Annotated in this window: 24 protein-coding genes; 11 read left to right on the forward strand and 13 right to left on the reverse strand. The window is 66.5% G+C overall.

Translation table 11 applies throughout. The annotated features are described in order from the left end of the window. Positions 1-145 precede the first annotated feature (145 nt). On the forward strand, positions 146-745 hold the full coding sequence (locus BM353_RS10250) for a DUF4167 domain-containing protein (RefSeq protein ID WP_092080331.1): 600 nt from the start codon (positions 146-148) through the stop codon (positions 743-745). Between the two features lie 405 nt (positions 746-1,150). After that, a complete protein-coding gene (locus BM353_RS10255; RefSeq protein WP_092080334.1) occupies positions 1,151-1,948 on the forward strand; it encodes a PEP-CTERM sorting domain-containing protein in 798 nt (265 codons plus the stop codon). Between the two features lie 127 nt (positions 1,949-2,075). Here the strand turns inward: BM353_RS10255 and rsmA are convergent, their stop codons facing one another. The 6 genes from rsmA to lptF are packed head-to-tail and all read right to left on the reverse strand — an operon-like array spanning position 2,076 to position 9,540. Beyond that, positions 2,076-2,918 carry a 16S rRNA (adenine(1518)-N(6)/adenine(1519)-N(6))-dimethyltransferase RsmA gene (rsmA, locus tag BM353_RS10260; RefSeq protein WP_092080337.1) on the reverse strand — a complete coding sequence of 281 codons (843 nt, stop codon included), beginning with the start codon at positions 2,916-2,918 and terminating at the stop codon, positions 2,076-2,078. Beyond that, the gene (pdxA, locus tag BM353_RS10265; protein WP_092080340.1) at positions 2,915-3,898 is read right to left on the reverse strand and encodes a 4-hydroxythreonine-4-phosphate dehydrogenase PdxA; all 984 of its coding nucleotides are present in this window, start codon (positions 3,896-3,898) and stop codon (positions 2,915-2,917) included. The genes rsmA and pdxA overlap by 4 nt, the downstream gene beginning before the upstream one ends. Continuing rightward, positions 3,895-5,136 carry a peptidylprolyl isomerase gene (locus tag BM353_RS10270; RefSeq protein ID WP_092080343.1) on the reverse strand — a complete coding sequence of 414 codons (1,242 nt, stop codon included), beginning with the start codon at positions 5,134-5,136 and terminating at the stop codon, positions 3,895-3,897. Before BM353_RS10270 ends, pdxA begins: the two co-directional genes overlap by 4 nt. A 20-nt stretch (positions 5,137-5,156) precedes the next feature. Continuing rightward, positions 5,157-7,298, reverse strand: coding sequence for an LPS-assembly protein LptD (locus tag BM353_RS10275; RefSeq protein WP_245759621.1), 2,142 nt, complete (start codon positions 7,296-7,298; stop codon positions 5,157-5,159). Then, the gene (lptG, locus tag BM353_RS10280) at positions 7,295-8,392 is read right to left on the reverse strand and encodes an LPS export ABC transporter permease LptG (protein ID WP_092080346.1); all 1,098 of its coding nucleotides are present in this window, start codon (positions 8,390-8,392) and stop codon (positions 7,295-7,297) included. The genes BM353_RS10275 and lptG overlap by 4 nt, the downstream gene beginning before the upstream one ends. Then, positions 8,389-9,540 carry an LPS export ABC transporter permease LptF gene (lptF, locus tag BM353_RS10285; RefSeq protein ID WP_092080350.1) on the reverse strand — a complete coding sequence of 384 codons (1,152 nt, stop codon included), beginning with the start codon at positions 9,538-9,540 and terminating at the stop codon, positions 8,389-8,391. Before lptF ends, lptG begins: the two co-directional genes overlap by 4 nt. Before the next feature lie 150 nt (positions 9,541-9,690). Here lptF and BM353_RS10290 point away from each other — a divergent pair, with 150 nt between their 5' ends. Then, a complete protein-coding gene (locus BM353_RS10290) occupies positions 9,691-11,160 on the forward strand; it encodes a leucyl aminopeptidase (protein ID WP_092080353.1) in 1,470 nt (489 codons plus the stop codon). Between the two features lie 5 nt (positions 11,161-11,165). Then, a complete protein-coding gene (locus BM353_RS10295; protein ID WP_092080356.1) occupies positions 11,166-11,627 on the forward strand; it encodes a DNA polymerase III subunit chi in 462 nt (153 codons plus the stop codon). A 185-nt stretch (positions 11,628-11,812) separates the two neighbouring features. Here BM353_RS10295 and BM353_RS10300 read toward each other — a convergent pair whose 3' ends face one another. The 3 genes from BM353_RS10300 to BM353_RS10310 are packed head-to-tail and all read right to left on the reverse strand — an operon-like array spanning position 11,813 to position 14,913. Then, positions 11,813-12,391, reverse strand: a complete 579-nt coding sequence (locus tag BM353_RS10300; protein WP_092080359.1) for a retropepsin-like aspartic protease family protein — start codon at positions 12,389-12,391, stop codon at positions 11,813-11,815. 60 nt (positions 12,392-12,451) lie between these two features. Next, positions 12,452-13,072 carry a MarC family protein gene (locus tag BM353_RS10305; RefSeq protein ID WP_092080362.1) on the reverse strand — a complete coding sequence of 207 codons (621 nt, stop codon included), beginning with the start codon at positions 13,070-13,072 and terminating at the stop codon, positions 12,452-12,454. Continuing rightward, complete coding sequence (locus BM353_RS10310; RefSeq protein WP_092080365.1) at positions 13,069-14,913, reverse strand: ABC-F family ATP-binding cassette domain-containing protein; 1,845 nt, start codon at positions 14,911-14,913, stop codon at positions 13,069-13,071. Before BM353_RS10310 ends, BM353_RS10305 begins: the two co-directional genes overlap by 4 nt. A 147-nt stretch (positions 14,914-15,060) precedes the next feature. On the opposite strand from BM353_RS10310, the gene ndk reads away from it, so the two are divergent. Then, entirely contained in the window at positions 15,061-15,483 is a 423-nt protein-coding gene (ndk, locus tag BM353_RS10315) for a nucleoside-diphosphate kinase (protein ID WP_092080368.1), read from the forward strand. A 96-nt stretch (positions 15,484-15,579) separates the two neighbouring features. Here ndk and BM353_RS10320 read toward each other — a convergent pair whose 3' ends face one another. Then, complete coding sequence (locus BM353_RS10320; protein ID WP_092080636.1) at positions 15,580-16,383, reverse strand: helix-turn-helix domain-containing protein; 804 nt, start codon at positions 16,381-16,383, stop codon at positions 15,580-15,582. Between the two features lie 258 nt (positions 16,384-16,641). On the opposite strand from BM353_RS10320, the gene BM353_RS10325 reads away from it, so the two are divergent. After that, complete coding sequence (locus BM353_RS10325; protein ID WP_092080370.1) at positions 16,642-16,974, forward strand: hypothetical protein; 333 nt, start codon at positions 16,642-16,644, stop codon at positions 16,972-16,974. A 100-nt stretch (positions 16,975-17,074) separates the two neighbouring features. Here the strand turns inward: BM353_RS10325 and ilvN are convergent, their stop codons facing one another. The 3 genes from ilvN to BM353_RS10340 all read right to left on the reverse strand — a co-directional run bounded on the left by ilvN (position 17,075) and on the right by BM353_RS10340 (position 20,567). Beyond that, complete coding sequence (gene ilvN / locus BM353_RS10330; RefSeq protein ID WP_092080373.1) at positions 17,075-17,638, reverse strand: acetolactate synthase small subunit; 564 nt, start codon at positions 17,636-17,638, stop codon at positions 17,075-17,077. Positions 17,639-17,740: 102 nt separating this feature from the next. Next, positions 17,741-19,501, reverse strand: a complete 1,761-nt coding sequence (locus BM353_RS10335; protein ID WP_092080376.1) for an acetolactate synthase 3 large subunit — start codon at positions 19,499-19,501, stop codon at positions 17,741-17,743. Between the two features lie 292 nt (positions 19,502-19,793). Beyond that, on the reverse strand, positions 19,794-20,567 hold the full coding sequence (locus tag BM353_RS10340; protein WP_177220527.1) for a trypsin-like serine peptidase: 774 nt from the start codon (positions 20,565-20,567) through the stop codon (positions 19,794-19,796). Between the two features lie 266 nt (positions 20,568-20,833). Between BM353_RS10340 and yajC the strand changes: the two genes are divergently transcribed. The 5 genes from yajC to BM353_RS10365 are packed head-to-tail and all read left to right on the forward strand — an operon-like array spanning position 20,834 to position 24,877. Next, entirely contained in the window at positions 20,834-21,124 is a 291-nt protein-coding gene (gene yajC, locus BM353_RS10345; RefSeq protein WP_092080379.1) for a preprotein translocase subunit YajC, read from the forward strand. Positions 21,125-21,145: 21 nt separating this feature from the next. After that, positions 21,146-22,801 (forward strand): protein translocase subunit SecD, encoded by a 1,656-nt coding sequence (gene secD / locus BM353_RS10350; protein WP_092080382.1) that lies wholly within the window; start codon positions 21,146-21,148, stop codon positions 22,799-22,801. Position 22,802: 1 nt separating this feature from the next. Next, entirely contained in the window at positions 22,803-23,771 is a 969-nt protein-coding gene (secF, locus tag BM353_RS10355) for a protein translocase subunit SecF (RefSeq protein WP_092080385.1), read from the forward strand. Then, on the forward strand, positions 23,764-24,519 hold the full coding sequence (locus BM353_RS10360) for a sulfite exporter TauE/SafE family protein (protein WP_092080388.1): 756 nt from the start codon (positions 23,764-23,766) through the stop codon (positions 24,517-24,519). The genes secF and BM353_RS10360 overlap by 8 nt, the downstream gene beginning before the upstream one ends. Positions 24,520-24,523: 4 nt before the next feature. Beyond that, on the forward strand, positions 24,524-24,877 hold the full coding sequence (locus BM353_RS10365; RefSeq protein ID WP_092080390.1) for an Mth938-like domain-containing protein: 354 nt from the start codon (positions 24,524-24,526) through the stop codon (positions 24,875-24,877). Positions 24,878-24,893 lie beyond the last annotated feature (16 nt).

Here is a 24,893-nt window from a genome sequence, read left to right on the forward strand (position 1 = left end):
CATGGTTAGAAAAGACGTCTGCACATGAGACAGGGCCTGAAAGGCCCGGTGCAACCCTAAGCCGAACATGATGGTTCTTATATGAGCTTCCACGCACGGGGCGCGGAACGGGACCAGGACAAAACACAGGCTAGATCAGTAACTAATGAGATCTTCGAAATCACGTTCGCGGAATAAGAACCGCAACCGGTCCATGGGCAATATCGTCAACCGTGTGTTTGACAGCTCCGGCCCGGAAGGGAAGGTGCGCGGTACGCCGCAGCAAATCATCGAAAAGTACAACCAGCTCGCGCGGGATGCCCAGCTGTCCAATGACCGCGTTGCCGCCGAGAACTTTCAGCAGCACGCGGAGCATTATCTGCGGATGCTGGCCGAAGCGACCCGCGAGCAGGACACCCGCCGCGAGGAGCAGGAGCGCCACAACCGCGAGCGGCAAGCCGAACGCGACCGCGAGCGCTCCGGGCGGCAGGACCGCGACAACACCTCCGCGCCCGATCCGGCCACCGCGCCGCAGCCCGATGTGATCGACACCGGCGATAGCGACGGCGACAGCGGGCTGGTGGAGACGCCGGAGGCGGCCAAACCGCGGGCCCGCAAGCCGCGCGCGCGCAAGCCCAAGCCGGAATCGCAGCCCACAGAGGCGAAGGCGGAGACTCCAGCGGAGACGCCGGCAGAGCCCAAGGCGGAAAAGCCCGCCAAAGCGGAGCCGTCAGCGGAAGCCAAGACGCCCGACGCGGCTGAGTAAATCTCTCGGTAGCGTGTCGGTCAGCCGCTCGCTTGCTGATCGATCTCGCGCCTTTGAGCCGTGATAGGCCTATTGCCCGGTCTTCTCAGGGCAATGATGCTGTATCCTGCGCGACGCGTCAGCCGCCGTTTCTATCTGAAACGGCCCAATGCGCCCGCCAACGCGGTTGAATGACGAAACGCTCCGAGGCTCGCAGCTGGACGTTTTGGTGCGGTCATACTCTCTATGCCCGCAGCGTTGATACTGGGTCTTCCGATTGATCAGGATACTGCGGGGAACCGTTCTTTCCTTGATGTGAAGACGCGCGCCACTGGCTTGCGACGAGCTTAGACACATTCAGAGTTCTTGGTTTTTGGGCGTTTTTAGGCTATGGATTAGCCTTATAGTGTCCGAGAGGAACTAGATATGTTGCCAGGAATTGCAAAGATTACCGCAGCAGCTATCGCCATATCCGCAAGCATCGTTGGCGTAGAGCGCGCGCATGCCGTCACAGTTACCCCCATCACCGCCGGCGTTGCTATATCATCCGTCGTCGTCGGGGCCGCCGGTGCGACTGAATCGGGGGTAAATGATCAAAGAAGCCTCTGGAATCGCAGGATCATAGGTTTCCTGTCGGGCGTTATCGTCGTAGCCGATCCTGATCCCGCAACATTTTTGAGTGGAACGAGCGTCTTCGCGTATCCCGAAGAGTTGTTGGAGTTCGAGGGATTGGTTTGGTTTGGCCCATTCTCTGATATGTCCTCCAGTGACAGCGGGCCCGTTGCCGTCGACCCGGTGCAAGGGTCCGGCTTTACCGCTGATCCTGTTCTACTCACAAATCAAGGGCCGAACCCGGATCTGCTCGTGGAGACGCCGATCGTTGAGGCGGGTCGAGTGACTGTGACCTGGTCCGCCGAGCCCGATGGCATCATTGGCGAAACACCGTCGGTCAACATGTTCGGCGCGGTGTTCAAAAATATCTCGGGGAGCCCTCTTCAATTCTCCACTCTTCCACCTGGCTCGACGTCGTCAAACCTCCATCAGGTCACGGAAGAACAGTCCTTTATCTGCATTCCGCCTGGTGAGACCGCGCCGCGTGGCTGTGGCTACCCGGATGATCCGATCCGGTTTGGCGTGACCCCCGTGCCATTGCCGGCCACCATGCCGTTCATGCTGCTTTCGATCGGCGTGTTCGGCGTATCGATGCGTATGCGCCGTCGGTAAACTCAGGCTGTAGTCGAGGCTGGGTCCACCAGACGGGCAGGTCCTTCGCGGGCGGGTGTCACGCTGAACGTCGCGCGCCGGTGTTGGATTTGAGCCTCGGGCGAATGGGCCTCGGCAATCCCGGGTGTCAGCTGCGTTTCAATTCCCGGGCCAATGCACAGAACCCTTCGAGCGGGATCTCTTCGGCCCGTGCGGTGGGTTTGAGGCCCGCTGCAAGCAGCCGGTCTTCGATGTCCGGCGCAAGCCCTTTGAGCGCGGCGCGGAGCATCTTGCGACGCTGGTTGAAGGCGGCCGCGACCACCCGTTCCAGAACCTTCTGATCCGCCTCGAACTTCGGAGTTTCCAGCGCGGTCAGGTGGACCACCGACGAGCTGACCTTGGGCGGCGGGGTGAAAGCTTCGGGCGGGAGTTGCATGACGATCCGCGCCTCGCACCGCCATTGCGCGAGGATCGCGAGGCGGCCGTAGGCCTTGCTGCCCGGCCGGGCCACGATCCTCTCAGCCACCTCCCGCTGGAACATGAGCGTCAGGCTTGACCAGACGGGCGGCCATTCGGGCGGCGTGAGCCAGCGCACCAGCAGCTCCGTCCCCACGTTGTAGGGCAGGTTGGCGACGATGCGGATCGGCGGGGTGAGATGCGCGAGCGGATCGAGGCTGAGCGCATCGGCGTTGATCACCTCCAGCCGCCCGGGATAGGCCGCGGCGATCTCGGCGAGGGCGGGCAGGCAGCGGGCGTCCTTCTCGACGGCCAGCACCTTGCGCGCGCCTTCGGCCAGCAGCCCGCGCGTCAATCCGCCCGGGCCGGGGCCCACTTCGAGCACGTCCGAGCCGCTCAGATCGCCCGCCTGTCGCGCGATCTTGGCCGTGAGGTTGAGATCGAGCAAAAAGTTCTGGCCCAGCGATTTCTTGGCCGAAAGTCCGTGGGTGGTGATCACGTCGCGCAGGGGGGGGAGGGCATCTATTCCGCTCATGCGCGGGCCTCTGCCATGCGCGCGGCGAGCCGCAGGGCGGCGATCGTCGAGCGCGGATCGGCGATGCCGCGGCCCGCGATGTCGAAGGCGGTCCCGTGATCGGGCGAGGTGCGCACGAAGGGCAGGCCGAGCGTGACGTTGACCCCTTGGGCGAAATCGAGAGTCTTGATCGGAATGAGCGCCTGATCGTGATACATCGCGATCGCCGCGTCATAGCGGGGCAGGGCTTCGGCGTGGAACATCGTGTCGGCCGAGAGCGGCCCGGCGAGGGTCATCCCCTCGGCGCGGAGCGCATCGAGCACCGGCGTGATCCGCTCGATCTCTTCGCGCCCCATCGCGCCGCCTTCGCCCGCGTGGGGGTTGAGCCCGGCCACGGCAAGGCGCGGTGCGGGGATGCCGAAATCGCGCTGGAGGGCGGCGTGGGTGATGCGGATCGTCTGCTCCAGCAGCTCGGCGGTCAGGGCCGAGGGCACGTCGCGCAGCGGGATGTGGATCGTCGTGGGCACCACGCGCAGCGCGTCGCAGGCCAGCATCATCACGACGCGGGGAACGCCAGCGAGAGCGGCGAGAAACTCGGTATGCCCCGGGTAGGCGAAACCCGCGCCGTCCTGCAGCGCCTTCTTGTTGATCGGCGCCGTGCAGAGCGCCGAGGCCGCGCCGGAGCGCACCAGATCGACCGCGCGGGCGATGACGTCGATGACGCTCTGGGCGTTTTCGGGCGTCGGTGTGCCCGGTGTGGCGGGGGCGGGAAAGGCATGAGGCAGGACGGGCAGGATGCCCGGCGCGATCCCCTGCGCGTCCTCGGGGGCGGCGATCTCGCGCAGCGCGGTGCCCTTGGGCAGATGCGCCGGATCGCCGAGCCAGACGAAAGGGACCTCCGCCCCGAGCTGTGCCCGCGCGCGCGGGGCAAGCTCGGGCCCGACGCCCGCAGGCTCGCCGCAGGTCACGATGACGGGAGGGCGGGGCGCCGCGGTGCTCATTCCTCGACGATGAGCGCGTCGGCCTTGAGCTCGGCCATGTAGCTGTCGGCAAAGGCGGCGAGCTTGGCGTTGCGCAGCTGGGTTGCCACCGTACCGCGATCCGCGCCCTCGGCGGCCTCGGCCGTGCGCCCGCAGAGCATCAGCAGGACCAGCGTTTGCCCCTCGTTGCGCGTGAGCATGGTCGAGGTTTCGCCCGGATCGAGCTTGGCCAGCTCGATGGCCACGTCCTGGGGGACCTGATCGGGCGGCAGCACGCTGCGCTCCAGCTGCTCTTCCGGCAGGCCCTTGGCCGCGCCGTAGAGATCGTCGCAACTGTCGGCCCGCGCGGCGATGCGCGCGGCCTGAGCCAGGGTCTCTTCGCTGCGGCCCCCGGCAAGGTAGAAGCTCGCATAGTCGATCGCGGCAAAGCTCTGCTCCGGCGCGCCCGTCTCTTCGATGGCGCGGAGCTGGAACAGCGCGATGGCGTTTTCCAGCGGCAGCGGATCGCTCACCTCGCCGGGTGTGAGGCCGAGCACGATGCCGCGCAGCGCCGGGGGAAGCTGGCTCAGCGGCATCCAGTTGATCCGCCCGCCCTGATCACGGGTCGGCGCGTAGGAGAGCGCGCGGGCCTCGGCGGCGAAGGCGCCGATCGAGGTCAGGCGGCTGATCCGCTCGGCGGTCGCCTGGGCCGCGGCGGCTTCGCCCGGGGGGGCGGGCAGGATGATCTCGGAGAGCAGCACCCGGACGCCCGAGGCATCGCCGCTGCCGCCGGCGAGCGCGCGGTCGATCTCGTCCTCGCTCACTTGCGCGCGGGCGGAAAACCGTGCCCGCACCAGCTCGCGCCAGCCCATCCCCGCTTCGACGAAATCGCGCAGGGTCGCGGCGTCAACGCCTTGCGAGGCCAGCACCTGAAGGAACTGCTCGAGGCTCAGATTGGCGCGGCCGGCAAACTCGGTCATGCCCTCGCGGATCTGTTCGTCCGTCAAGGCAAGCCCGGCGGCGCGCGCGGCCTCGCGCCGGAGCCGATCCTCGATCAGCCCCTCGCGGGCGAGCGCGCCCAGATCGCCGGGATTGCGCAGCGCCTGCAGCAGCCGCTCGCGTTGGCGCAACTCATAGGCCGTGATGACCTGATCGTTGACGCGGATCACCGGGGAAAACAGCGCCTGGGCGGAGAGGCTGGCCGGCAGGGCGGACAGCAGCCCGAGGCCGAGACAGAGCGGCAGGGCGAGGATCGCGGCGAGAGGGGAAAACCGGCGCATAAGGCCTCCTTGGTCTTTCATCAGTTCGAGCAGCTGCGCAGATGGTTGCGGTTGCTCGTGCGGCCGCCGAAGCCCCGCAGTTCGATCAGGAAATCGAACTCGGTCGAGGGATCGAGCGTGTCGGTCGAGGTGTAGCGGCGCGAGGTCGAGAGGGTCATGGCAATGCACTCGTTTTCATAGGTCAGACCGCCACTCGCGCGCGCGGTGCGTTCGCTGGAGACGTCATAGCGCCAATCGAGTTCCGCGGTCCAGTGCCGCCCGAGCGACCAGGCGCTGGTGAGCGAAAGTTCGGAGATGGTCTCGTCGCGGTCTTCATCCGCGTCGCGGGGCAGGAGCACGTGGGTCGCGGCGAGGCTGTAGCGCTCTGACACATGGGCGATGCGGGTTTCGGCCTTGGCGAAATCGAAGGCGTTGTCGAAGACGGCGCGGCTCGCCACCGAGAGGCCCTCGGCGGTTTCGAGCTGGGCCGAGACGAGCCAGTCGGAGGCGATTCCGCTGAGCCCCGAGCTGTCGGAATACCGATCATCGGCGCTTTCGCGGTAGAGCCGACCGAGGCTGAGCTTGCTGGTCGTGCCGGTTTCGGTCGACAGCCGTTGCCAGCTCAGGCCCGCCGCTCCGCGCAGCCCCTGATCGCGGCGATCGGGAGCGGGAAAGCGGCTGAAGCTCAGCAGGTTGCCCTCGTCGAATTCGGCGCGCGTGCTCTCCTCGTTCGGCAGGCGGCTGCCCAGCGTTTCGGACCAGACCAGATTGGCGAAGGGCTCGAGGAAATGCACCACCCCGTCGCCCCCACGCGCCACCAGCGGCCAGCGCAGCTCGGCCGCCAGCGCGGGCTGGGTGGTGTTGGCGCGGTCGTCGCTGCTGCTGTCCTCGGTGATGGAGAAGAGGTCGATGTTGAGCTGGCCGGTGAGGCCGAAGCGCAGCCCGGCCGGGCCCGTCCAGCGCCTTTGCCAGCCAAGCTCGGCATTGGCCCGGCTCACGTCGCGGCCGATGATGTCCTCGTCCGAATAGCGGTAATGGCTGTGCAGCCCGAGCTGGAGCCGCGCCTGCCCGCCGATGCGGTCCGGGTAGAAGAGCCGGTCATAGAGCAGATCCCCGACCATGGTGGGCTGGGTCGCGTTGGCCTCGTCATCGCGCAGGGTCTGGTAGTGGATCAACGTCGCGTCGACGTGATCGAGGTTGCGCGTGCGGGTGAGCGTGAGCGAGCTGTCGAGCCGGTCGCGGGAGGAATAGCCGTGGTCGAGCAGGTAGGTGTCGTCGGTCGTGGTCTCCATGTCGAAGCTCAGCGTGAAGTCGCGTGGCAGGTCGAACTGCCCCTCGCCGAAGAGGTAGGCGCGCGGCTTGCCCGGCTGGATGTCATCGCGCGACACCGCGCCCTCCAGAGTGATGTCGCCATGGACGAACGCCTGCCGGAAGCGCCATTCGAGCGTGCGCGTCTCATGGGTGAGGAACGGCGTGAGCGTCAGGTCGGCATGGTCCCCCAGCCGGAAGAAATAGGGCAGGCGCAGCCCGGTGCCTATGGTCGAGCTGGAGCGGATCGACGGGACCAGGAAGCCCGATGCGCGGGTGAGCGTCGGGTCCGGCAGGCGCAGGCGCGGCAGCCAGACGATGGGCACGCCGAGCAGCCGCAGGCGGGCGTTGTCGAAGAAGATCTGGCGCTCGGTCTGATCGTGGATCACGCGCGTGGCGCGGATTTCCCAGATCGGCGGCCCGGCCCCGGCGCAGATGCGGCAGGACGAGGCCGTCACCTTGCTGAGCTGGGTGTAGCGCCCGTCCACGCGGTTGAGTTCGACGGCGGCGAGCTGGAGCTGCTGGTCCAGCACCAGCCGCGCGCCGCGCATCAGCCCGTCGCGGAAATCGGGGTCCATCGTGGCGCTGTCGGCCAGCAGGGTCGCGCCGCTTGCATCGTCGATGCGCATCGGCCCTGTGATCTCGAGGCGCTCGGTGGTCTGGTCGTAGATGATCCGCTCGGCGCGGAGGCGCGTGCCCTCGTGGAACGCCTCGACATTGCCCTCGGCCACCAGTCGCTCGCCCGCGTCAACGAAAACCCGGTCGGCCACGAGCACAGCCGTCCCGGGGCTCTGGGCCTGAAGCGCGGCGGGCCAGAGCGCCGTGGCGAGCAGGGGCAGAAGCAGCAACCAGCCAAGATGGATCGGCCGCATCATCCGTCCTCCAGATGCAGGATCAGCCCGAGCGAGAGGAAGATCGCCGCGAGGGGCGGGGCCCAGGCGGCCAGCAGGACCGGAATCTGGCCGTTTTCCCCGAGGATGAGCGCGAAATTGCGGATGAAATAGAACGTGAAGGCCAGGAGCACCGCGAGCAGGACCATGAGCCCGGTGCTGCCGAAGCGCGTGTGGCGCATGGTGAAGGCGGCGGCGATGAGCACCATCGAGGCGAGGAAAAGCGGGCGCGCGAGCTCGGTCTGGAACCAGACATTGTGGCGCCGGGTGGAGAAGCCGGCGGCGTCGAGCTGGCGGATATAGGCGCGCAGGTCCCAGAAGGGGATCGTCGCGGGGCTGCCGACCGAGGCGGCGATGCGCTCGCGGGTGAGCGTGGAGGCCACGCGGATCTCGGCGCTCCGCTCGGCGTTGACTTCGGCGTTGCTGCCCGCCGCGAGGGGCCAGGATTTCGCGTCGTCGAGGAGCCAGTAGCCATCGGAGAGGCTGGCCTGTCCGGCCTCGATCCGGCGCACCGGCGTGCCGCCGGGATCGAAGGCGACGAAGGAGACGCCGAAGAGCTGGGTTCCGTCGGCATTCGCCGAATTGGCGCGGATCACGGTCTGTCCTTCGGCCGAGCCCTGCCGGAGCCAGACGCCTTCGCGGCTGATGGAAAAGACGCTCTCGATTCCGTCGCGATACTGGGCGCTCAGCACGTCGTAGCGCTTGATCGTGGCGGCGATCAGTGGGTTGACCACGGCGATGGCGACCCCGCCGATCACCAGCGCCACGAGGAAGGGCGCGATGAGCGCGCGCATCGCCGAGCGGCCCGCCGCGCGGGTCACAACAAGCTCCGAGGAGCGCGCGACGCCCAGAAAGAGCGAGAGCCCCGACAGGATCATGATCAGCGGCAGGAATTCATAGAGCGTCTCGGGTATCTTGAGCGCGGTCAGCCCGAGGGCCTGGCGGAAGCCGACCTCGTCGCTGTCGAAGCGGCGGATTTGTTCGACGAGGTCGAGCAGGGCGAGGAAGGCCGCGAAAATGGCAAAGACCGCGAGGAAGGTCAGCAGGAACTTGCGGGCGAAATAACGGTGCAGGATCATGCGCGCGTCTCCGCGGGGGCGGCGGGCAGGGCGGCCGCGCGCGCACGGCGGTGGATGCCGCCCGACTGCGCGATGCCGAGCAGCGTGAGTGCGATTCCGAGACCGCACAGCGCGGGCAGGTAGGTCAGCGGCCAGAGCGCGGCGTTTTCGCGCACCGGGTCAGTCACGGCGCTTTGCACCATCATCACCACGATGAGAAAGAAGATCGACAGGACGATCCAGACCCCGAGCCCGAAGCGCGTGAACCCGCCGGCCATGAGCGTGGCGAAGCCGATGAGCGCGGCCACGAGGCAGAGCGCGGGTTGGTGGAACCGGGTGTGGAGCGTTTCGGAAAAGCGCCCCTCGGTGCTGCGCGCGAGCGTCACCGCACTGGCCGGATCCTGCAGCAACTGCGGCGTTGTCAGGTAGTCGAACCGGAGCCGGGCGGGGGCGGCATCGCCCATGAGCCCGCTGATGTCATAGGTCAGGTCTTCGAAATTCGTGGTCGAAAGGCGCAGTCCGTCGCGGTCGAGACGCTGGGCGATCCCCTCGACCATCACCAGCTTGCTGCCGCCGTCGGCCTTCACCAGATAGGCCTCGGTCGCCGAATAGATCACGTTCTGATCCGGATCGCGCCGGTCGGAAAGAAACACATCGCGCAGGATGCTTTCGGGGGTGATCTCGCGGATGTAGAAGGTGATGCCGCGCGCGGGGTGCAGGAAGGTGCCTTCGGTGAGCAGCTTGGCGGTGATGTTCTGGGCGATCTCGGCCTCGCGCTCGGCGAGGCGCGCGGCGCTCAGCGGCACGAGGAAATGGGTCAGGCTCGACATCATCAGCGCGACCAGAAGCCCGAAGGCCACCACCGGGCGGGCAAGGCGCGCCGGTGAGCTACCGGTGGCCTGAAGGATCGTGAGCTCGGATTCCGAAGACAGCCGGTTGATGACATAGACCGTCGCCGCGAACGCCGCGAGCGGCAGGATCTGGGCGATCACCGCCGGCACCGAGAGCAGCGAGAATTCGATGAAGACTGCCGCCGACTGCCCGTCGCCGATGAGCTGGTCGAAGAGCTTCACCGCGCGGTTGATCCAGTAGATCGCCACCAGCACGAGCGCGAAGAATCCAAACAGCACCAGCAGCTGAGACAACAGGTATTTGTCGGTTCTGCTCACGCCGCCCTTCGCCTTTCGCGGGTTTCGTCCTGCGGCGGGACGTTAGTGGAAAGCGCGGCGGGGGAAAACTGCATTCTGGTCATTCTCCGCGCGGCGGTCTACCTCTGGGCGAAGAAACGCAGATGACCCGCCGGGGAAAGGATACGACCCATGACTGACCTGTTGAGCTTCAGCTTCGAGGAGACGACACTGGAGGGCGTCGCAGAGGCCGAAGGGCGCATCGCGGTTTTCGTCGAGGCGCCGGGCAAGCTCGATACGGTCGGGCGGCGGGTGAACCGGCTGACCAAGGGCGCGGTGCTGCGCCTGTCGGAAAGCGCGCGGTTCGAGAAGGCCGCGCCGGGCGATGTCATCACGCTGGCCTGGCCCTCGGGCATGGCGGCCGAAGCGGTGGATGTGGTCAAGCTCGAACGCCGCGCGCCGCAGGATGTGGCGCGCAAGGCGGGGGCCAATCTGGCGAAGGCCAAGGGCGCATCGCCGCTGCGGCTGGCGCTCGGCACCGTGCAGCGCGGGGCCGATGTGGTGCTCGGCCTCGCGGCGCGGGCCTATGAATTCCGCGCGCACAAGACGGCCGATGCGGAGGCGCAGGGCGGTGTGACCGTGATGGCCTCCAGGCATGAGGAGCTCGAGGCGGCCTCGGCCACCTCTCTGGCGCTGGCCGAGGCGATGTTCTTCACCCGCGATCTGGTCAACGAGCCGGCCAACGTGCTCACCACGACCGAGTTCGCCGAGCGGCTCGTGGCGATGAAAGAGCTGGGGCTCGAGGTCGAGGTGCTCGAAGAGGCCGACATGGAAAAGCTCGGCATGGGGTCGCTCCTGTCGGTCGGGCATGGCAGCGCGAGCCCGTCGAAGATGGTGGTGATGAAATGGATGGGCGGCGAGGCCGGCGCGGCGCCGCTGGCGCTGGTCGGCAAGGGCGTTGTCTTCGACACCGGCGGGATCAGTCTCAAACCCGCCGCCGGCATGGAAGACATGACCATGGACATGGGCGGCGCGGGCGTGGTTTCGGGCGTGATGCGCGCGCTGGCGCTGCGCAAGGCGCGGGCGAATGTCATCGGCCTCGTGGGGCTGGTGGAAAACATGCCCTCCGATCGCGCGACGCGGCCGGGCGATGTGGTCACCTCGATGAAAGGCGACACGATCGAGGTCATCAACACCGATGCCGAGGGGCGGCTCGTGCTGTGCGATGTGCTCTGGTACGCGCAGGAGACGTTCCAGCCCGATGCGATTGTCGATCTCGCGACGCTCACCGGGGCGATCATCATCGGGCTCGGCCATGACAACGCCGGTGTCTTTTCCAACGATGACGGCTTTGCCGGGCGCTTCCTCAAGGCGGCGCAGTCCGAGGGCGAGGGGGCGTGGCGCCTGCCGCTGGGCAAGTGCTACGACGATCTGCTCAAGAGCCGCATCGCCGATATGAAGAACGTGGGCGGCCGCGCGGCGGGCTCGATCACCGCGGCGCAGTTCCTCCAGCGGTTCATCAAGGATGGCACGCCCTGGATCCATCTCGACATCGCCGGGGTGGCCTCGGTCAAGACCGACACGGCGCTTGCGCCCAAGGGGGCCACGGGCTGGGGGGTTCTGGCGCTCAACCGGTTGGTGGCCGATCACTACGAGAGCTGAGCGCGGTGGGCGCGGTCTATTTCTATCACCTGACGCGGAGCCCGCTGGAGCGGGCCGTATCGCAGCTTCTGGAGCGCGCCCTGGGCGCGGGCTGGCGGGTGGCGGTACGCGGGGGCGATGAGGCGCGGTTGCGCGGGCTCGACGAACAGCTCTGGCGCGGGCCGGAAGACGGGTTCCTGCCGCATGGGCTCGCGGGGGGCGAATATGACGCGCAGCAGCCGGTCTTGCTCACCACCGGGGCGGCGGGGAACGATCCGGCCTGTTGGATGCTGATCGACGGGGCGGCGCCGGACGTGGCCGAGATCGCCGGCGCGGAGCGGACCTTCATTCTCTTTGACGGGCATGATGACGCGGCGCTGAACCGGGCGCGGGGCCAGTGGAAGACGCTGGTCGATGCGGGCTGCGCGGCGGTTTACTGGTCCGAGGAAAGTGGCCGCTGGGAGAAGAAGGCGGAGTCTGGGGGCTGAGGATCGCCTTGGTTCAAGCCGGTGCCAAGAGCCGCGCCCTCGCCTGGGTGGCGCTGTGATCGGCGTGTGGTCTGTGTGTTGTCTTCAAAGCGTCGGACTTGGGTCGGTGCGGCTCCTGACGCTGCGCCCTCCCGGGGGCAGGGACGGGCGCGGCTCGGGGCTGGTCGCCCCGCGCCATGATCTCACTAGCGCGTCAGCACCAGCTTTCCTTGGGTGAGCTCCACGCTGGCGAACCGGTTGAGATAGCTCATGCCCAGCAGCGATCCCTCCATCGCGCCTTCGTTGACCCAGACCGGAACGCGGCGGTCCGTCACCGGCCCGAGGGTCAGCTCATCCAATGTGACCCGCGCGGTGCGCACCATGCCGTTGGCGGTACTCGCGCGGCCGAGATAGGCGAGCGTTTCTGTATCGATCCCCGCCCGCTCCGCGTCCCGCTGGCTCAGGACGATCTCGGTCGCGCCGGTGTCGACCACGAAGCGGATCGGCGTGCCGTCCACCTCCAGCGTGAGGTAAAAATGGCTGTCCGCGGCGCGGGGCACCTCGATCACGTTGCTGGCGATGGTCCGCTGCACCGGTACCACCGCGCCGCGGATGTCATCCCACAGACCGAACACCGCGAGCCCGCCCATGAAGATCAGCCCCCAGACCACCGCCTGTTGCAACAGGCGCCCCAGGTTGCGGCGGCTGGCGACGAGGTAGGAGCCGCCGATCACGATCAGCAGCAGGCTCAGGTAGATGAAATTGGCGGTTTGATCGGGCGACACGGGCGGAAGCGGGCTCCTGACTGGGGACACTCCGTCAGATAGGCACGCAAGGCGCCCCTGTCACCCCATGAGCCCGACGCCGGCGAGCCCGTCGAGCACGAACTGGACCGAAAGCGCGGCCAGCAGCATCCCCAGCACGCGGGTGATCACGGTGATCCCCACATGGCCCAGAAGCCGTTCCAACAGCCCTGCCGCGATGAAAAAGGCCAGCGCGAGGCCGATCACCGCAAGCATGACCAGCAACACCAGAATGAAGTTGAGCGCGCCGTCGGTCTGACCCGCGAGCAGGATGATCGAGGCGATGGCGCCGGGCCCGGCGATGAGCGGGATGGCCAGCGGGAAGACCGACGGGTCGGGGAAATCGTCATCATCCGCGCGGTCCTCGCGCCGCTTGGTGCGCCGCTCGAAGAGCATGTCGAGCGCGGTAATGAACAGCAGGATTCCGCCGGCGATCTGGAAGGCGGGCATCGAGATGCCGATGAATTCGAGGATCGCCTCGCCCGCCAGCGCGAAGGCCGAAAGCACGACCGCCGCCACCGCGCAGGCGCGCAGCGCCACGCGGCGGCGGTGGGCGGCGTCGGTGTCTCGGGTGAGGGCGACGAAGACCGGGGCGAGGCCCACGGGATCGATCACTACGAACAGCGTTGCGAAGGCGCCGATGAAAAAGGCCAGGTCCATCATGTCTCCGCCGCCTCCAGCTTCTCCAAAGCGCTCATCCACAGTGCCTCGGCCCGCGCGAGCCCGTCCATGACCTCGGCGTATTTCTTTTGCCAGACCGCCATCTCGCCGATCTTCTCGCCCTCGTAGAGCGCCGGATTGGCGAGCTTGGCGGCGAGCCGGTCGCGCATCACGTTGAGCTTCTCGACCCGCTCCTCACAGCGGCGCACGTCCTGCCGGAGCGCCTTGACCGCATCGCGCGAGGGTTTGGGTTTCTCGACCTTGGGTTTTTCGGGGCGCGCGGGCTTGTCTGGCGTGAGCAGCATCTTCCGGTAGGCCTCGAGATCCTCGTCATAGGGCGCGACGCGGCCGTCCTTCACGAGCCAGAGCCGGTCGGCCACGAGGCTCAGCAGGTGCATGTCGTGGCTCACGAGAATCACCGCGCCGGAATAGGCGGTGAGCGCCTCGACCAGCGCCTCGCGGCTCTCGATGTCGAGGTGGTTGGTGGGTTCGTCGAGGATCAGCAGATGCGGCGCGTCGAGCGTGGCCAACAGCAGCGAGAGCCGCGCTTTCTGCCCGCCCGAGAGCCGCCCGACCTCCGTCTCGGCCTGCGCCGCCTGAAGCCCGAAGCCCGCGAGCCGGGCGCGCAACCGCGCGGGCGCGTCGTCGGGGAAATGGCGGCGGAGGTGGTCGATCGGGGTCTCATCGACGTGCAGCTCATCGACCTGATGCTGGGCAAAGAAGCCGATGCGGAGCTTGCTCGCGCGCGACATCTGCCCCTCCATCAGCGCAAGCCGGTCCGACAGGAGCTTGGCCAGCGTCGATTTGCCCTGGCCGTTCTTGCCCAGCAGCGCGATCCGGTCATCCTGATCGATCCGCAGGTCCAGCCGCTGCAGCACCGCACGCCCGTCATAGCCCACAGCGCCGCCCTCGATGCGGATGATCGGCGGGTTGAGCTCATCGGGCTGGGGGAAGGTGAAGACGTGCCGCGCGGCCTCTTCGGGCGGCGTGACCATGTCCATCTTCTCGATCATCTTGAGCCGCGATTGCGCCTGTTTGGCCTTGCTCGCCTTGTAGCGAAACCGGTCGACGAAGCTCTGCAGATGCGCCACGCGCGCCGCCTGTTTGCGGGCCGTGGCCGTGGCGATGGCGCGTTTTTCGGCCCGCTCCTTGGCGAAGAGGTCGTAGTTCCCCTGATAGAAGTTCAGCTTGCGCTCTTCGATATGCAGGATGCCGCCCACCGCGCGGTTGAGCAGCCCGCGGTCGTGGCTGATGATCAGAACGGTGTGGGGGTAGCGCGCGAGATAGGCTTCCAGCCAGAGCGCGCCTTCGAGGTCGAGATAGTTGGTCGGCTCGTCGAGGAGCAGCAGGTCGGGCTTGGAAAACAGCACCGCCGCGAGCGCCACGCGCATCCGCCAGCCGCCGGAAAAGGCCGAGCAGGGCATGCGCTGATCGGCGTCATCAAAGCCGAGCCCCTTGAGGATGGAGGCCGCGCGCGCCTCGGCGGACCAGGCGTCGATATCGGCCAGCCGGGTCTGGATCTCGGCGATCCGCGCCCCCTCGGCGCGGTCGGATTCGGCCAGCAGGCTGGCGCGTTCGGTATCGGCCGCCATCACCGTGTCGATCAACGACACCTCGGAGGAGGGGACCTCCTGCGCCACCCCGCCGATCCGCGCTCCGGAGGGCAGGCGAATCTCCCCGTCATCGAGCGCGAGCTCGCCGCGGATAAGCCGGAAGAGCGTGGTCTTGCCCGCCCCATTGGGCCCGACGAGGCCGACTTTGTGGCCATCGGGGATCACGGCGCTGGCCTCGCTCAGAAGGGGGCGGCCCGCCATGGCGAAGGAAATATCTCGAAGCTCTAGCATGGTGGGCCCCGTGTGGCCCAAGCGGCGGGCCCCGTCAATCAAGACATGTTAATCACCGCTTTTCACCAGCCCGGCCCCATGGTATCCGAGCCGCGATTTCAAGCACGCGGACGCCGAAAGACCGCCCGCCACTACAGGAGCAATACCATGGCGACGGAACGTACGCTGAGCATCATCAAGCCGGACGCGACCAAGCGCAACCTGACCGGCAAGATCAACGCGAAATTCGAGGACGCGGGCCTGCGCATCATTGCGCAAAAACGCATCCAGCTGACCCCCGAGCAGGCGGGCGTCTTCTACGAGGTCCACAAGGAGCGCCCCTTCTACGGCGAGCTGTGTGACTTCATGGCCTCCGGCCCGGTTGTGGTACAGGTGCTCGAAGGGGAAGGCGCGATCGCCAAGAACCGCGAAGTCATGGGCGCAACCAACCCCGCCGATGCCGCGCCGGGCACGATCCGCGCGGAATTCGCCGAATCCGTGGGTGAGAACTCGGTCCATGGCTCCGATGCGCCCGACACAGCGGCCGTCGAGATCGCCTATTTCTTCTCCGGTCTCGAACTGGTCGGCTAAGCCCGCGAGCGATAGACCTCAAAGAGCCGCCCGGTGCGCCCGGGCGGCTCTTTTTTTATGCCTGGGGCCGGTTTGCTCGGCATCCCGTTTCGCGGCTTACTGGAACGGCGCGTCGACCCGCAGGTGCATCTTGTGAAACGGCACCAGATCCTCGACCTTGCACAGCCCCGATGCCCGCGCCGCCGCCAAAACCTGCTCGGCTTTTCGCGGCAAATGCTCGAACACCACGCGCGCTGCGCGCCGGCTGTCGAGCGCCTCGGGCGCGGTTCGGGTGGTGTACCCGACCCAGAAGTTGTTCTCGAAGGAGGTCACGCGGTTGAGATAGGTGAAGGTCGTCGAGAGGATGTTGCGCCGCGACAGCAGAATCGACACGCCGTCGTTCTGTGCCAGCAGCAGGCCGCGGAATTCGCGCGTCGCCCCATCCGGGCGCAGCCCCTGCAGCGCGATCGCCTCGCGCGCCTCGTAGCCGCGCATGAAGGTCAGCCCGTCCTGCCGGAAGACATAGACCAGCCCCTGCAGATAGGCCCCCGTCTCGACGAAGCTGGGGCGGGTGAAGCGATAGAACCCGTCGGGGAAGGTCTGCTCTTCGATGTGTGTGGCGTTGCGTCCAATGAACTCGGCGATCTCCGGGTGGGCGAAGACGTTGTCCTCGCTCTCCTCGATCTCCTCGACCGGCTCCAGCAGCACGCGCGCGTCGACCTCAAAGAAATCGCAGATCCGATAGAGCACATCGGGCCGCGGAAAGCTTTCGCCGGCGAGGTAGCGGTTGAACTGTGTCCGATTGATCCCAAGATCGCGGCAAAGCGCCGCGACGGAGGCATGCCGCGTCGCAAGTTTCCTCAGATTTTCTCCGAAGATATTGCGCAGTTCCGTCGGCGTTGGCGGTTTGCTGTGTCGCATCCGGTCCGGCATGAATCGTACTGTCTCCCCCAATTTACAATTTTTAACCGCGTTTCAGCGGGTTTTCGTCAAAAATCGACACGTTTACCATGAACTGACGCCATTTAGCGTCGGGCGTGATGCGAATTAGCTTCACGTCGCTAACATGACGACACAATTTAAAACGTCAAGACGCTCTAATAAACATGGCCGGACAATGTGTTGTGGGCAAAACTACAGATATCGAAACTGCTACGTTATCACTTCTGGGGGTTACAAATGATCGGTGTTGTTATCTGGAGCGACCGGGCTGACCGCAAGGCTGTCATCTGGTGCGAAGACCATGGAAATCTCGCATACCTCACAAACGAGGGTGCGCCGATCGATGAAACCCCGGAACTTGAAGAAGGCGATCTGGTCCAGTTTCGCCTGACGGAACGCAAGAGCATGCGCCTGGCCCGTGACGTGGCTGTCGTCGAAAGCGAGGCGTATTCGGATCTCTCCGGCGCGTTGAAGGCAAATGGAGATATGGATCCTGTGATCGAACAGGCCATGATGGGCAACGTGGTCCAACTGCACCATCAAGGCCTCCCCATGGCGCGTACAGCCTGACCTTTCCCCCAGTCAGTGTGCCATGAAAAGAGAGCAGGTGAGTGATCACCTGCTCTTTTTTGCGTTCAGAAGATAGCTCGAGACAAAGCCCGCGCGGGGATCACTCCCCGCTGCGTGCCAGAGCCGCGACGCCCGTGCGCGCCAGTTCAACCAGCCCGAGCGGCCGCATCAGCTCGGAAAAAGCATCGATCTTTTCCGGCGTACCGGTGATCTCGAACACAAAGCTTGTGAGCGTGCTGTCGACCACCTTGGCACGAAAGATATCGGCCAGCCGCAGCGCCTCGACCCGGTGCTCGCCCTTGCCTTCGACCTTCAGCAGCGCCAACTCCCGCTCGACGGACGGGCCCTCGACGGTCAGATCGTTGACACGGTGCACCGGGACAATCCGCGACAGCTGCGCCTTGATCTGCTCGATCACCTGTGGCGTGCCGGTGGTGACGATGGTGATGCGGCTGTGGTGGCCGGTGTGATCGACCTCGGCCACTGTCAGGCTTTCGATGTTATAGCCACGACCCGAAAACAGCCCGATGACACGCGCCAGAACGCCCGGTTCGTTGTCCACCAGAACGGTCAGCGTGTGGGTCTCGACCGTATCGGAAAAATTGGGCCGCAGATTATAGGCCGAATGGCTCGTGGCCCCCTGTTTGATATGTAGCGCCGACATGTCTTGCCTTTCACATTGGGGTGGTCTGGGCGCCGGAAAATGATTGATCATTTTCCGGGCAATTTTCCGTGGCGGAACACTCTTCCACCACGGGGGCGGCCGTCAGACGAGCACCGACCCTTTGGAGTCGATCACACCCTGAGTGTCGGCTTCGCCAAGGAGCATCTCGTTATGCGCCTTGCCCGAGGGGATCATCGGGAAGCAATTCTCGTGTTTCTCCACCAGGCAATCCATGATCACCGGCCCGTCGTAGTCCAGCATCTCCTGGATCGCATCGTCGAGATCCGCGGGATCCGACACGCGGATACCCTTGCAGCCGAAGGCCTCGGCGAGTTTCACGAAGTCGGGCAGCGCCTCGGACCAGCTGTGCGAGTAGCGCTCGCCGTGCAGCAGCTCCTGCCACTGGCGCACCATGCCCAGCCGCTCGTTGTTGAGGATGAACTGCTTGATCGGCAGCCGGTATTGCACCGCCGTGCCCATCTCCTGCATGTTCATGAGCCACGACGCCTCGCCCGCCACGTTGATCACAAGCGCATCGGGGTGCGCGATCTGCGCGCCCACGGAGGCCGGCAGCCCGTAGCCCATCGTACCGAGCCCGCCCGAGGTCATCCAGAGATTGGGATGCTCGAAGCCGAGATACTGCGCGGCCCACATCTGGTGTTGGCCCACCTCGGTGCAGATGTAGCGGTCGTCCTTGCGGTGCTGGGTGAGAGCCTCGAGCCGTTCCAGCGCGTGCTGCGGCTTGATGGTTTTCTTAGAGCGGCGATAAGACAGGCAGCGCACGGACTGCCACTCGCTGATCTGCTCCCACCAGGCCTTGAGCGCCGCCGTTTCGGTCTTGCCGCCGCGGGCCGTCCAGCGTGCGAGCACCTCGCGCAGAACATGGGTCACATCGCCGAGGATCGGGATATCCACGCGGATGACCTTGTTGATCGAGGAGGGGTCGATGTCGATATGGGCCTTGATCGAATGCGGGCTGAAGGCGTCGATGCGGCCGGTGATCCGGTCATCGAACCGCGCGCCGATGTTGATCATCAGATCGCAGTCATGCATCGCGAGGTTGGCCTCATAAAGCCCGTGCATCCCCAGCATCCCGAGCCAGTGCTCGCCCGATGCGGGATAGGCCCCGAGCCCCATCAGCGTCGAGGTGATCGGAAAGCCCGTCGCCGCCACAAGCTCGCGCAGCAGCTGGCTCGCCTCGTCGCCCGAGTTGATCACGCCGCCACCGGTGTAGAAGACTGGCTTCTGCGCCGTTTCCATCGCCGTCACGAGCGCATCGATCGCGTCGCTGTCGCCCTCCACGCGGGGGTGGTAGTGGCCCTTGTCGGTCTCGGCGCGATCCTCATACATCCCGTCGGCAAATTGCACGTCCTTGGGGATATCGATGAGCACCGGCCCGGGGCGGCCCGAGGTTGCCACGTGGAAGGCCTCATGGATGCGCGGGCCGAGCTGGTCGGTTTCCTTCACCAGCCAGTTCATCTTGGTGCAGGGCCGGGTGATGCCGATCGTGTCCGCTTCCTGAAAGGCGTCCGAGCCGATCATGAAGGTCGGCACCTGGCCGGTGAGCACCACCAGCGGGATCGAATCCATCAGCGCGTCGGTCAGGCCGGTCACCGCGTTGGTGGCCCCCGGCCCGGAGGTCACCAGCACAACCCCCGGCTTGCCCGTCGAGCGGGCATAGCCCTCGGCCGCGTGGACCGCGCCCTGTTCGTGGCGCACGAGGATATGGCGGATGTCCGACTGCTGGAAAATCTCGTCATAGATGGGTAGCACGGCGCCGCCCGGGTAGCCGAATACGGTGTCCACACCCTGATCCTTCAGGGCCTGAACAACAATCTGAGCTCCGGTCATGGGGCGTGCCATAGGTCTCTCCATCTCAACACGTTGTCTTGCGCATAAAAAAGCCCCCGGTGTTACTCGGGGGCGCATGGGTCCTTATCAGGGTTCCGTTACCGGCCCATGCGCCAATCTCCTACGATGACGACTAGTGCAGTCATGCCAAAGGCTCCTTCATTCGCGTGCCGGCATCAATATGGGGCCGCAGTGGACCCGTCAACAGGGAATTTATACGAAAAATACCAAAACCCGGGGTTTGGACGCACTTAAATTGCGCCGGTTAGCGCTCACCGGTCTTTTTCGTTAAATTGACGTCGGGCTACTCTGGCTCTTCGGTCAGGCTCCGGCGAATCCGCCCCTCAAGCCAGGCGCTCATCGGGACCGCCATCGCGCGGTCATCGCCCTGTCTCGCCACGGTCACGCCCACGACGGCCCAACCCGCGCGCGGGCTGTCGCGGTGCAGCACCGGGGCGCCGGAATGGCCTGAGCGGACGGGGCAGCCGAACTGGATCAGCCCGTCCCCCGCGCCGGTGAGCGGGCAATCGAAGGCGCCGGTGAGGAGCTGCGGTCGGCTGCGTTGATACCCCACGACGCCAAGGTGGAGCGGCGACCGGTCCTCGGGGCCGGCGCGCGGGGCAGGGCGAGTCGGCAGCGGGGCGAGTTCGGTGATCGGGCGCTCCAGCGTGAGCAGGGCCACGTCATAGCGGAAATCGAGGTTCCCCAAGGGCCGCCCGAGCGGGTGAAACTCGATCGCGCGCACGCCCCGGGTGGCGACATACTCCCCGCGCTCCCAGCCCGCGACGAAGACGGTCTCGATCTTGTGTCCGGGCGTGTCCTGCGCCGCGCCGGTGCAATGGGCGGCGGTGAGCACGAGGTCCGGTGCGACCAGAGTCCCGGTGCAGAGCCCGCGCGAATTGTACCCGCCGGTATTGACCCGGCCCACGGCGCGGAAGGCGGCGCGCTCGGCCTCGGCCAGGAGGGGCAGCTCGGTGGCGGTGGGGCTTTGGTCGTCCGCCCGAGAAAAGCCGGGCAGGGCGAGCAGCAACCCAAGCGAGAGGACGGACAGACAAAGACGGGGGCGAGGGGGCGGCACGCAAGGCTCCTGCGATGGGATCACGCCCGAGCATCGCCAGAAGACCCGCCGCTGCCAAGCCATTTGACGGCCCCGCGCCGCAAACGCTCCGCCATCGCCGCCCAGCGACACGGGGGCAGCGCCGCGCCGCCATGTGAAATCGCGCGCGCGGCAGAGGCTTCACGCGGTTGCGTCCCGCTAGCGCTTGCAAAGCCCCGCGCGGGCACATAGGTTCCGGCGGAATTCGCGGGGGGCCTGCCCTTCGCCACCCTGATTTGAGGTACCCCATGGAAGGCAACGCAATCGCGCAGTTCGTCCCGCTTATCCTGATCTTCGCGATCATGTATTTCCTGCTGATCCGGCCGCAGCAGAAGAAGATGAAAGAGCATCAGCGGATGGTCTCGAGCCTGCGCCGCGGGGATCAGATCGTGACCCAGGGCGGGCTCATCGGCAAGGTTTCCAAGGTCAAGGAAGACGGCGAATTGCTGGTCGATATCGCAGACGGGGTTCAGGTGCGGGTCGTGCAGTCGACCGTCGCGCAAGTGCTCAATAAAACCGAGCCCGCCAAGGACTCCTAATCTTCCCCGGGAGGGGGATCGATGCTTCAGATTGATCTCTGGAAGCGCGTGATGATCTGGCTGCTTGTGGCGGCCGGGTTGTTGCTGGCGCTTCCCAATGCGTTTTACAGCCGGGTCGAGACCGTCAACGACACGCGCGCGGCCCTCGCGGCGGGCGCGCCCGTCGATGAAAGCGCGGCCTCCGGCTGGCCGAGCTGGCTGCCCTCCGGCCTCGTCAACCTCGGACTCGATCTTCGCGGCGGCGCGCATCTGCTGGTCGAGGTGCAGGTCGAGGACGTCTATCAGGCGCGTATGGAATCGCTCTGGCCCGAGGTGCGCGATTTGCTGCGCGCGGCCCGCGACGAGGTCGGCACGATCCGGCTTCAGGAGAGCGCCCCCGATGAACTCGTCGTCCGCGTCGGCAATGAGGGCGGCGCGGCCACCGCCGCCGGCCTCGTGCGCGATCTGGCCCAGCCGGTCGTCTCGCTCACCGGGGTCGGCGCCAGCGATATCGAGGTCCGCTCGCAGGGGCAGGATGTCATCGTGACCCTGAGCGAGGCCGAACGAATCGCCACCGACGAGCGCACCTTGCGCCAGAGCCTCGAGATCATCCGCCGCCGCATCGACGAGGTCGGCACGCGCGAGCCGACGATCCAGCGCCAGGGCGCGGACCGGATCCTCATCCAGGTGCCCGGTATCGGCTCGGCCGAGGAGCTCAAGGCGATCATCGGCACCACCGCACAGCTCACCTTCCAGCCCGTCGTCACCCAGACCTCCGATCCCGACTACCGCGTGGCGAGCGGCGAGGAGCTGATCCCGAGCCTCGATGAGGAGGGCGTCTTCTACATTCTGGAACAGGCCCCCGTCGTGACCGGCGAGGAGCTGACCGACAGCCAGCCGAGCTTCGACCAGAACAACCGGCCCGCCGTAAGTTTCCGTTTCAACCCCTCGGGCGCGCGCAAATTCGGTGATTATACGGCGGCAAACATCGGCGCCCCCTTCGCCATCGTGCTCGATGACGAGGTGATCTCGGCGCCCGTCATCCAGAGCCACATCCCCGGCGGCTCGGGCATCATAACCGGCAATTTCACCGTCGAGGAAAGCACCAACCTCGCCGTCCTGCTGCGCGCCGGCGCGCTGCCCGCCGGGCTGGAGTTCCTCGAAGAGCGGACCATCGGGCCCGAGCTTGGCGCCGACAGCATCGAGGCCGGCAAGATCGCCTGCATCGTCGCTTTCGTCGCCGTGCTGATCTTCATGGCGCTGAGCTATGGTCTCTTCGGCATCTTCGCCAACATCGCGCTGATCGTGAACGTTGGCCTCCTCTTCGGCCTGCTGTCGCTGTTGGGCGCGACGCTGACCCTGCCCGGCATCGCCGGGATCGTGCTGACCATCGGCATGGCGGTCGATGCAAACGTGCTGATCTTCGAGCGCATCCGCGAAGAGCTCAAGACCGCGCGCGGCCCCGCCCGCGCCATCGAGCTCGGCTACGAGCGCGCGCTTTCGGCGATCGTGGATGCCAACATCACCACCTTCATCACCGCCGTGATCCTCTTCGCCATAGGCTCCGGCCCGGTGCGCGGCTTTGCCATCACCCTCGGGCTCGGCATCGTCACCTCGGTCTTCACGGCCATCTTCGTCACCCGGCTGCTCGTCATCATGTGGTTCGAGCGACGCCGCCCCAGAACGCTGGAGGTCTGACATGCGCCTGCGTCTTGTCCCCGAGGAAACCAGCTGGGATTTCTTTTCCCGGATCCGGCTGTGGGTCGGCTTTTCGGTCCTGCTCCTGATCCTGTCGGCCGCGAGTTTCGCCACCCGCGGGCTGAATTACGGGATCGACTTTCAGGGCGGCACAACGATCCGCACAGAAAGCGCGCAGGATCTTGATATCGGCGCCTATCGCGACGCGCTCGCCGCGCTTGAGCTTGGCGACATCTCGATCACCGAGGTTTTCGATCCCAGCTTCGGGCCCGACAAACACGTCGCCATGATTCGCATTCAGGCCCAGTCGGGCGAGGAAAGCGTCGGCGAGGGCCGTATCGAGGAGGTCCGCACCGCGCTTCAGAGCGTGGTCGAGGATATCCGCTTCACGGCCGTGGAATCGGTCGGCCCCAAGGTTTCGGGCGAGCTCATCAAGACCGCGGCCATCGCGGTGCTGTTGGCGATGGGGGCGGTGCTGGTCTACATCTGGCTCCGCTTCGAATGGCAGTTTGCCGTTGGCGCCGTCGTTGCGCTCGTCCATGACGTGCTCCTGACGATCGGGGTGTTTTCGGTGCTTCAGATCCGCTTCGATCTGGCCATCATCGCGGCGCTCCTGACCATCGTCGGCTACTCGCTCAACGACACCGTGGTGATCTTTGACCGGGTTCGCGAGAATCTGCGCAAATACAAGAGCCTCGCCCTGCGGGACGTGCTCAACCTTGCGATCAACGAGACGCTGAGCCGCACCATCATGACCTCCGTCACCACGCTGATTGCGCTCATCTCGCTCATCGTTCTGGGCGGCGACGTGATCCGCGGCTTCGTCTTCGCGATGACCTGGGGCGTCATCGTCGGCACCTATTCAACCGTCTTCGTCGCCTCCGCCATCCTGTTGCGTCTGGGCGTCAAGCGCGACTGGTCCAAGCCGGACGCCAACGAGGGCAACCAGTTCGCCAACGTGGATGCCTGACGGGCTCGGCGCCGCCCTCGCGGCGCCGGGGCTCGGCTGGCTCGGGCTTGTCATTTTCGTGGCGGGCATCGTGCGCGGCTTCACCGGGTTCGGCACCGGGCTGATCTTCGTTCCCATCGCGGGGCTGTTCCTGCCGCCCGCCGACTGCGTGTTGATCATGGCGCTGACCGGCCTCGGCTCGACGATAACGCTCCTGCCGGAGGCCTGGGGCCGCGCGGATCGGGCCGAGGTCTTCAGCCTCGCCATCGCCGCCAGCCTCGCCATCCCCGCCGGCCTCTGGCTCCTCACCTCGCTCAACCCCGAGACCGTCCGCTGGGCCGTCGCCCTCGTCGCCGGGCTGACGCTCCTCGGCCTCGTGTCGGGCTGGCGCTACCGGGGCCGCGTAACCGGGCCGGGCCTCGCCGGCGTTGGCTTTGCGGCGGGGCTCATCGGCGGGATGACCGGGCTCACCGGGCCGGTGGTCATCTTCTTCTACCTGGCGGGTACCGCCGCCGCCGCCAAGGTCCGCGCCAACACCGTGCTCTTTCTCGCGGTTCTCGATCTCGTCGTCGCCAGCGGGCTCTTCGTCGCGGGGCAGATGCGGGGCGAGACGCTCTGGCTCTCGGCCCTTCTGGCCGGCCCCTATCTGATCGGAACACTTGTCGGCAAGCGCCTCTTTGACCCGGCGCGCGAACGGGCCTACCGTGCTCTGGCCTATGGCCTGATCGCACTCGCGGTGCTGTCGGGCCTGCCGATCTGGGAGGGTTGAGCCCATGCGCCTGTCCGAAACGCATTTCCCCCAGGGCCAGCCGGTGGACGGCTACGCCCCGGGCGCCTTTCGCGTGGGCGGCGCGGTGATCTCCGGGCCGCTCCTGCTGGGGCCCTCGGGCCCGCGCGCCTGGTCCGGCCTGGCCGATCATGCGCCGCTGCTCGCACTCGCGGCGGAAGCCGACATCCTGCTCCTCGGGATCGGCGCCGAGAGCGGCCCGCCGCCGCGGGCGTTGCAAGACGCGCTGGAGGCCACTGGCCTCGGCGTGGAAGACATGGCCACGCCGCCCGCCTGCCGGACCTACAACGTCCTGCTGGCAGAGGGCCGGCGCGTCGCGCTCGCCGCGCTCCCGGTCTGAGATGGCGCTTTTCGGG

The organism is Poseidonocella sedimentorum (assembly GCF_900116005.1).
GTDB classification, from domain to species: Bacteria; Pseudomonadota; Alphaproteobacteria; order Rhodobacterales; family Rhodobacteraceae; genus Poseidonocella; species Poseidonocella sedimentorum.

Coding starts and splice junctions, on each gene's coding strand:
- BM353_RS10250 (WP_092080331.1), top strand. CDS start 146: ATGAGATCTTCGAAATCACGTTCGCGGAATAAGAACCGCAACCGGTCC.
- BM353_RS10255 (WP_092080334.1), top strand. CDS start 1,151: ATGTTGCCAGGAATTGCAAAGATTACCGCAGCAGCTATCGCCATATCC.
- rsmA (WP_092080337.1), bottom strand. CDS start 2,918: ATGAGCGGAATAGATGCCCTCCCCCCCCTGCGCGACGTGATCACCACC.
- pdxA (WP_092080340.1), bottom strand. CDS start 3,898: ATGAGCACCGCGGCGCCCCGCCCTCCCGTCATCGTGACCTGCGGCGAG.
- BM353_RS10270 (WP_092080343.1), bottom strand. CDS start 5,136: ATGCGCCGGTTTTCCCCTCTCGCCGCGATCCTCGCCCTGCCGCTCTGT.
- BM353_RS10275 (WP_245759621.1), bottom strand. CDS start 7,298: ATGATGCGGCCGATCCATCTTGGCTGGTTGCTGCTTCTGCCCCTGCTC.
- lptG (WP_092080346.1), bottom strand. CDS start 8,392: ATGATCCTGCACCGTTATTTCGCCCGCAAGTTCCTGCTGACCTTCCTC.
- BM353_RS10290 (WP_092080353.1), top strand. CDS start 9,691: ATGACTGACCTGTTGAGCTTCAGCTTCGAGGAGACGACACTGGAGGGC.
- BM353_RS10305 (WP_092080362.1), bottom strand. CDS start 13,072: ATGATGGACCTGGCCTTTTTCATCGGCGCCTTCGCAACGCTGTTCGTA.
- BM353_RS10310 (WP_092080365.1), bottom strand. CDS start 14,913: ATGCTAGAGCTTCGAGATATTTCCTTCGCCATGGCGGGCCGCCCCCTT.
- ndk (WP_092080368.1), top strand. CDS start 15,061: ATGGCGACGGAACGTACGCTGAGCATCATCAAGCCGGACGCGACCAAG.
- BM353_RS10320 (WP_092080636.1), bottom strand. CDS start 16,383: ATGCGACACAGCAAACCGCCAACGCCGACGGAACTGCGCAATATCTTC.
- BM353_RS10325 (WP_092080370.1), top strand. CDS start 16,642: ATGATCGGTGTTGTTATCTGGAGCGACCGGGCTGACCGCAAGGCTGTC.
- ilvN (WP_092080373.1), bottom strand. CDS start 17,638: ATGTCGGCGCTACATATCAAACAGGGGGCCACGAGCCATTCGGCCTAT.
- BM353_RS10335 (WP_092080376.1), bottom strand. CDS start 19,501: ATGGCACGCCCCATGACCGGAGCTCAGATTGTTGTTCAGGCCCTGAAG.
- yajC (WP_092080379.1), top strand. CDS start 20,834: ATGGAAGGCAACGCAATCGCGCAGTTCGTCCCGCTTATCCTGATCTTC.
- secD (WP_092080382.1), top strand. CDS start 21,146: ATGCTTCAGATTGATCTCTGGAAGCGCGTGATGATCTGGCTGCTTGTG.
- secF (WP_092080385.1), top strand. CDS start 22,803: ATGCGCCTGCGTCTTGTCCCCGAGGAAACCAGCTGGGATTTCTTTTCC.
- BM353_RS10360 (WP_092080388.1), top strand. CDS start 23,764: ATGCCTGACGGGCTCGGCGCCGCCCTCGCGGCGCCGGGGCTCGGCTGG.
- BM353_RS10365 (WP_092080390.1), top strand. CDS start 24,524: ATGCGCCTGTCCGAAACGCATTTCCCCCAGGGCCAGCCGGTGGACGGC.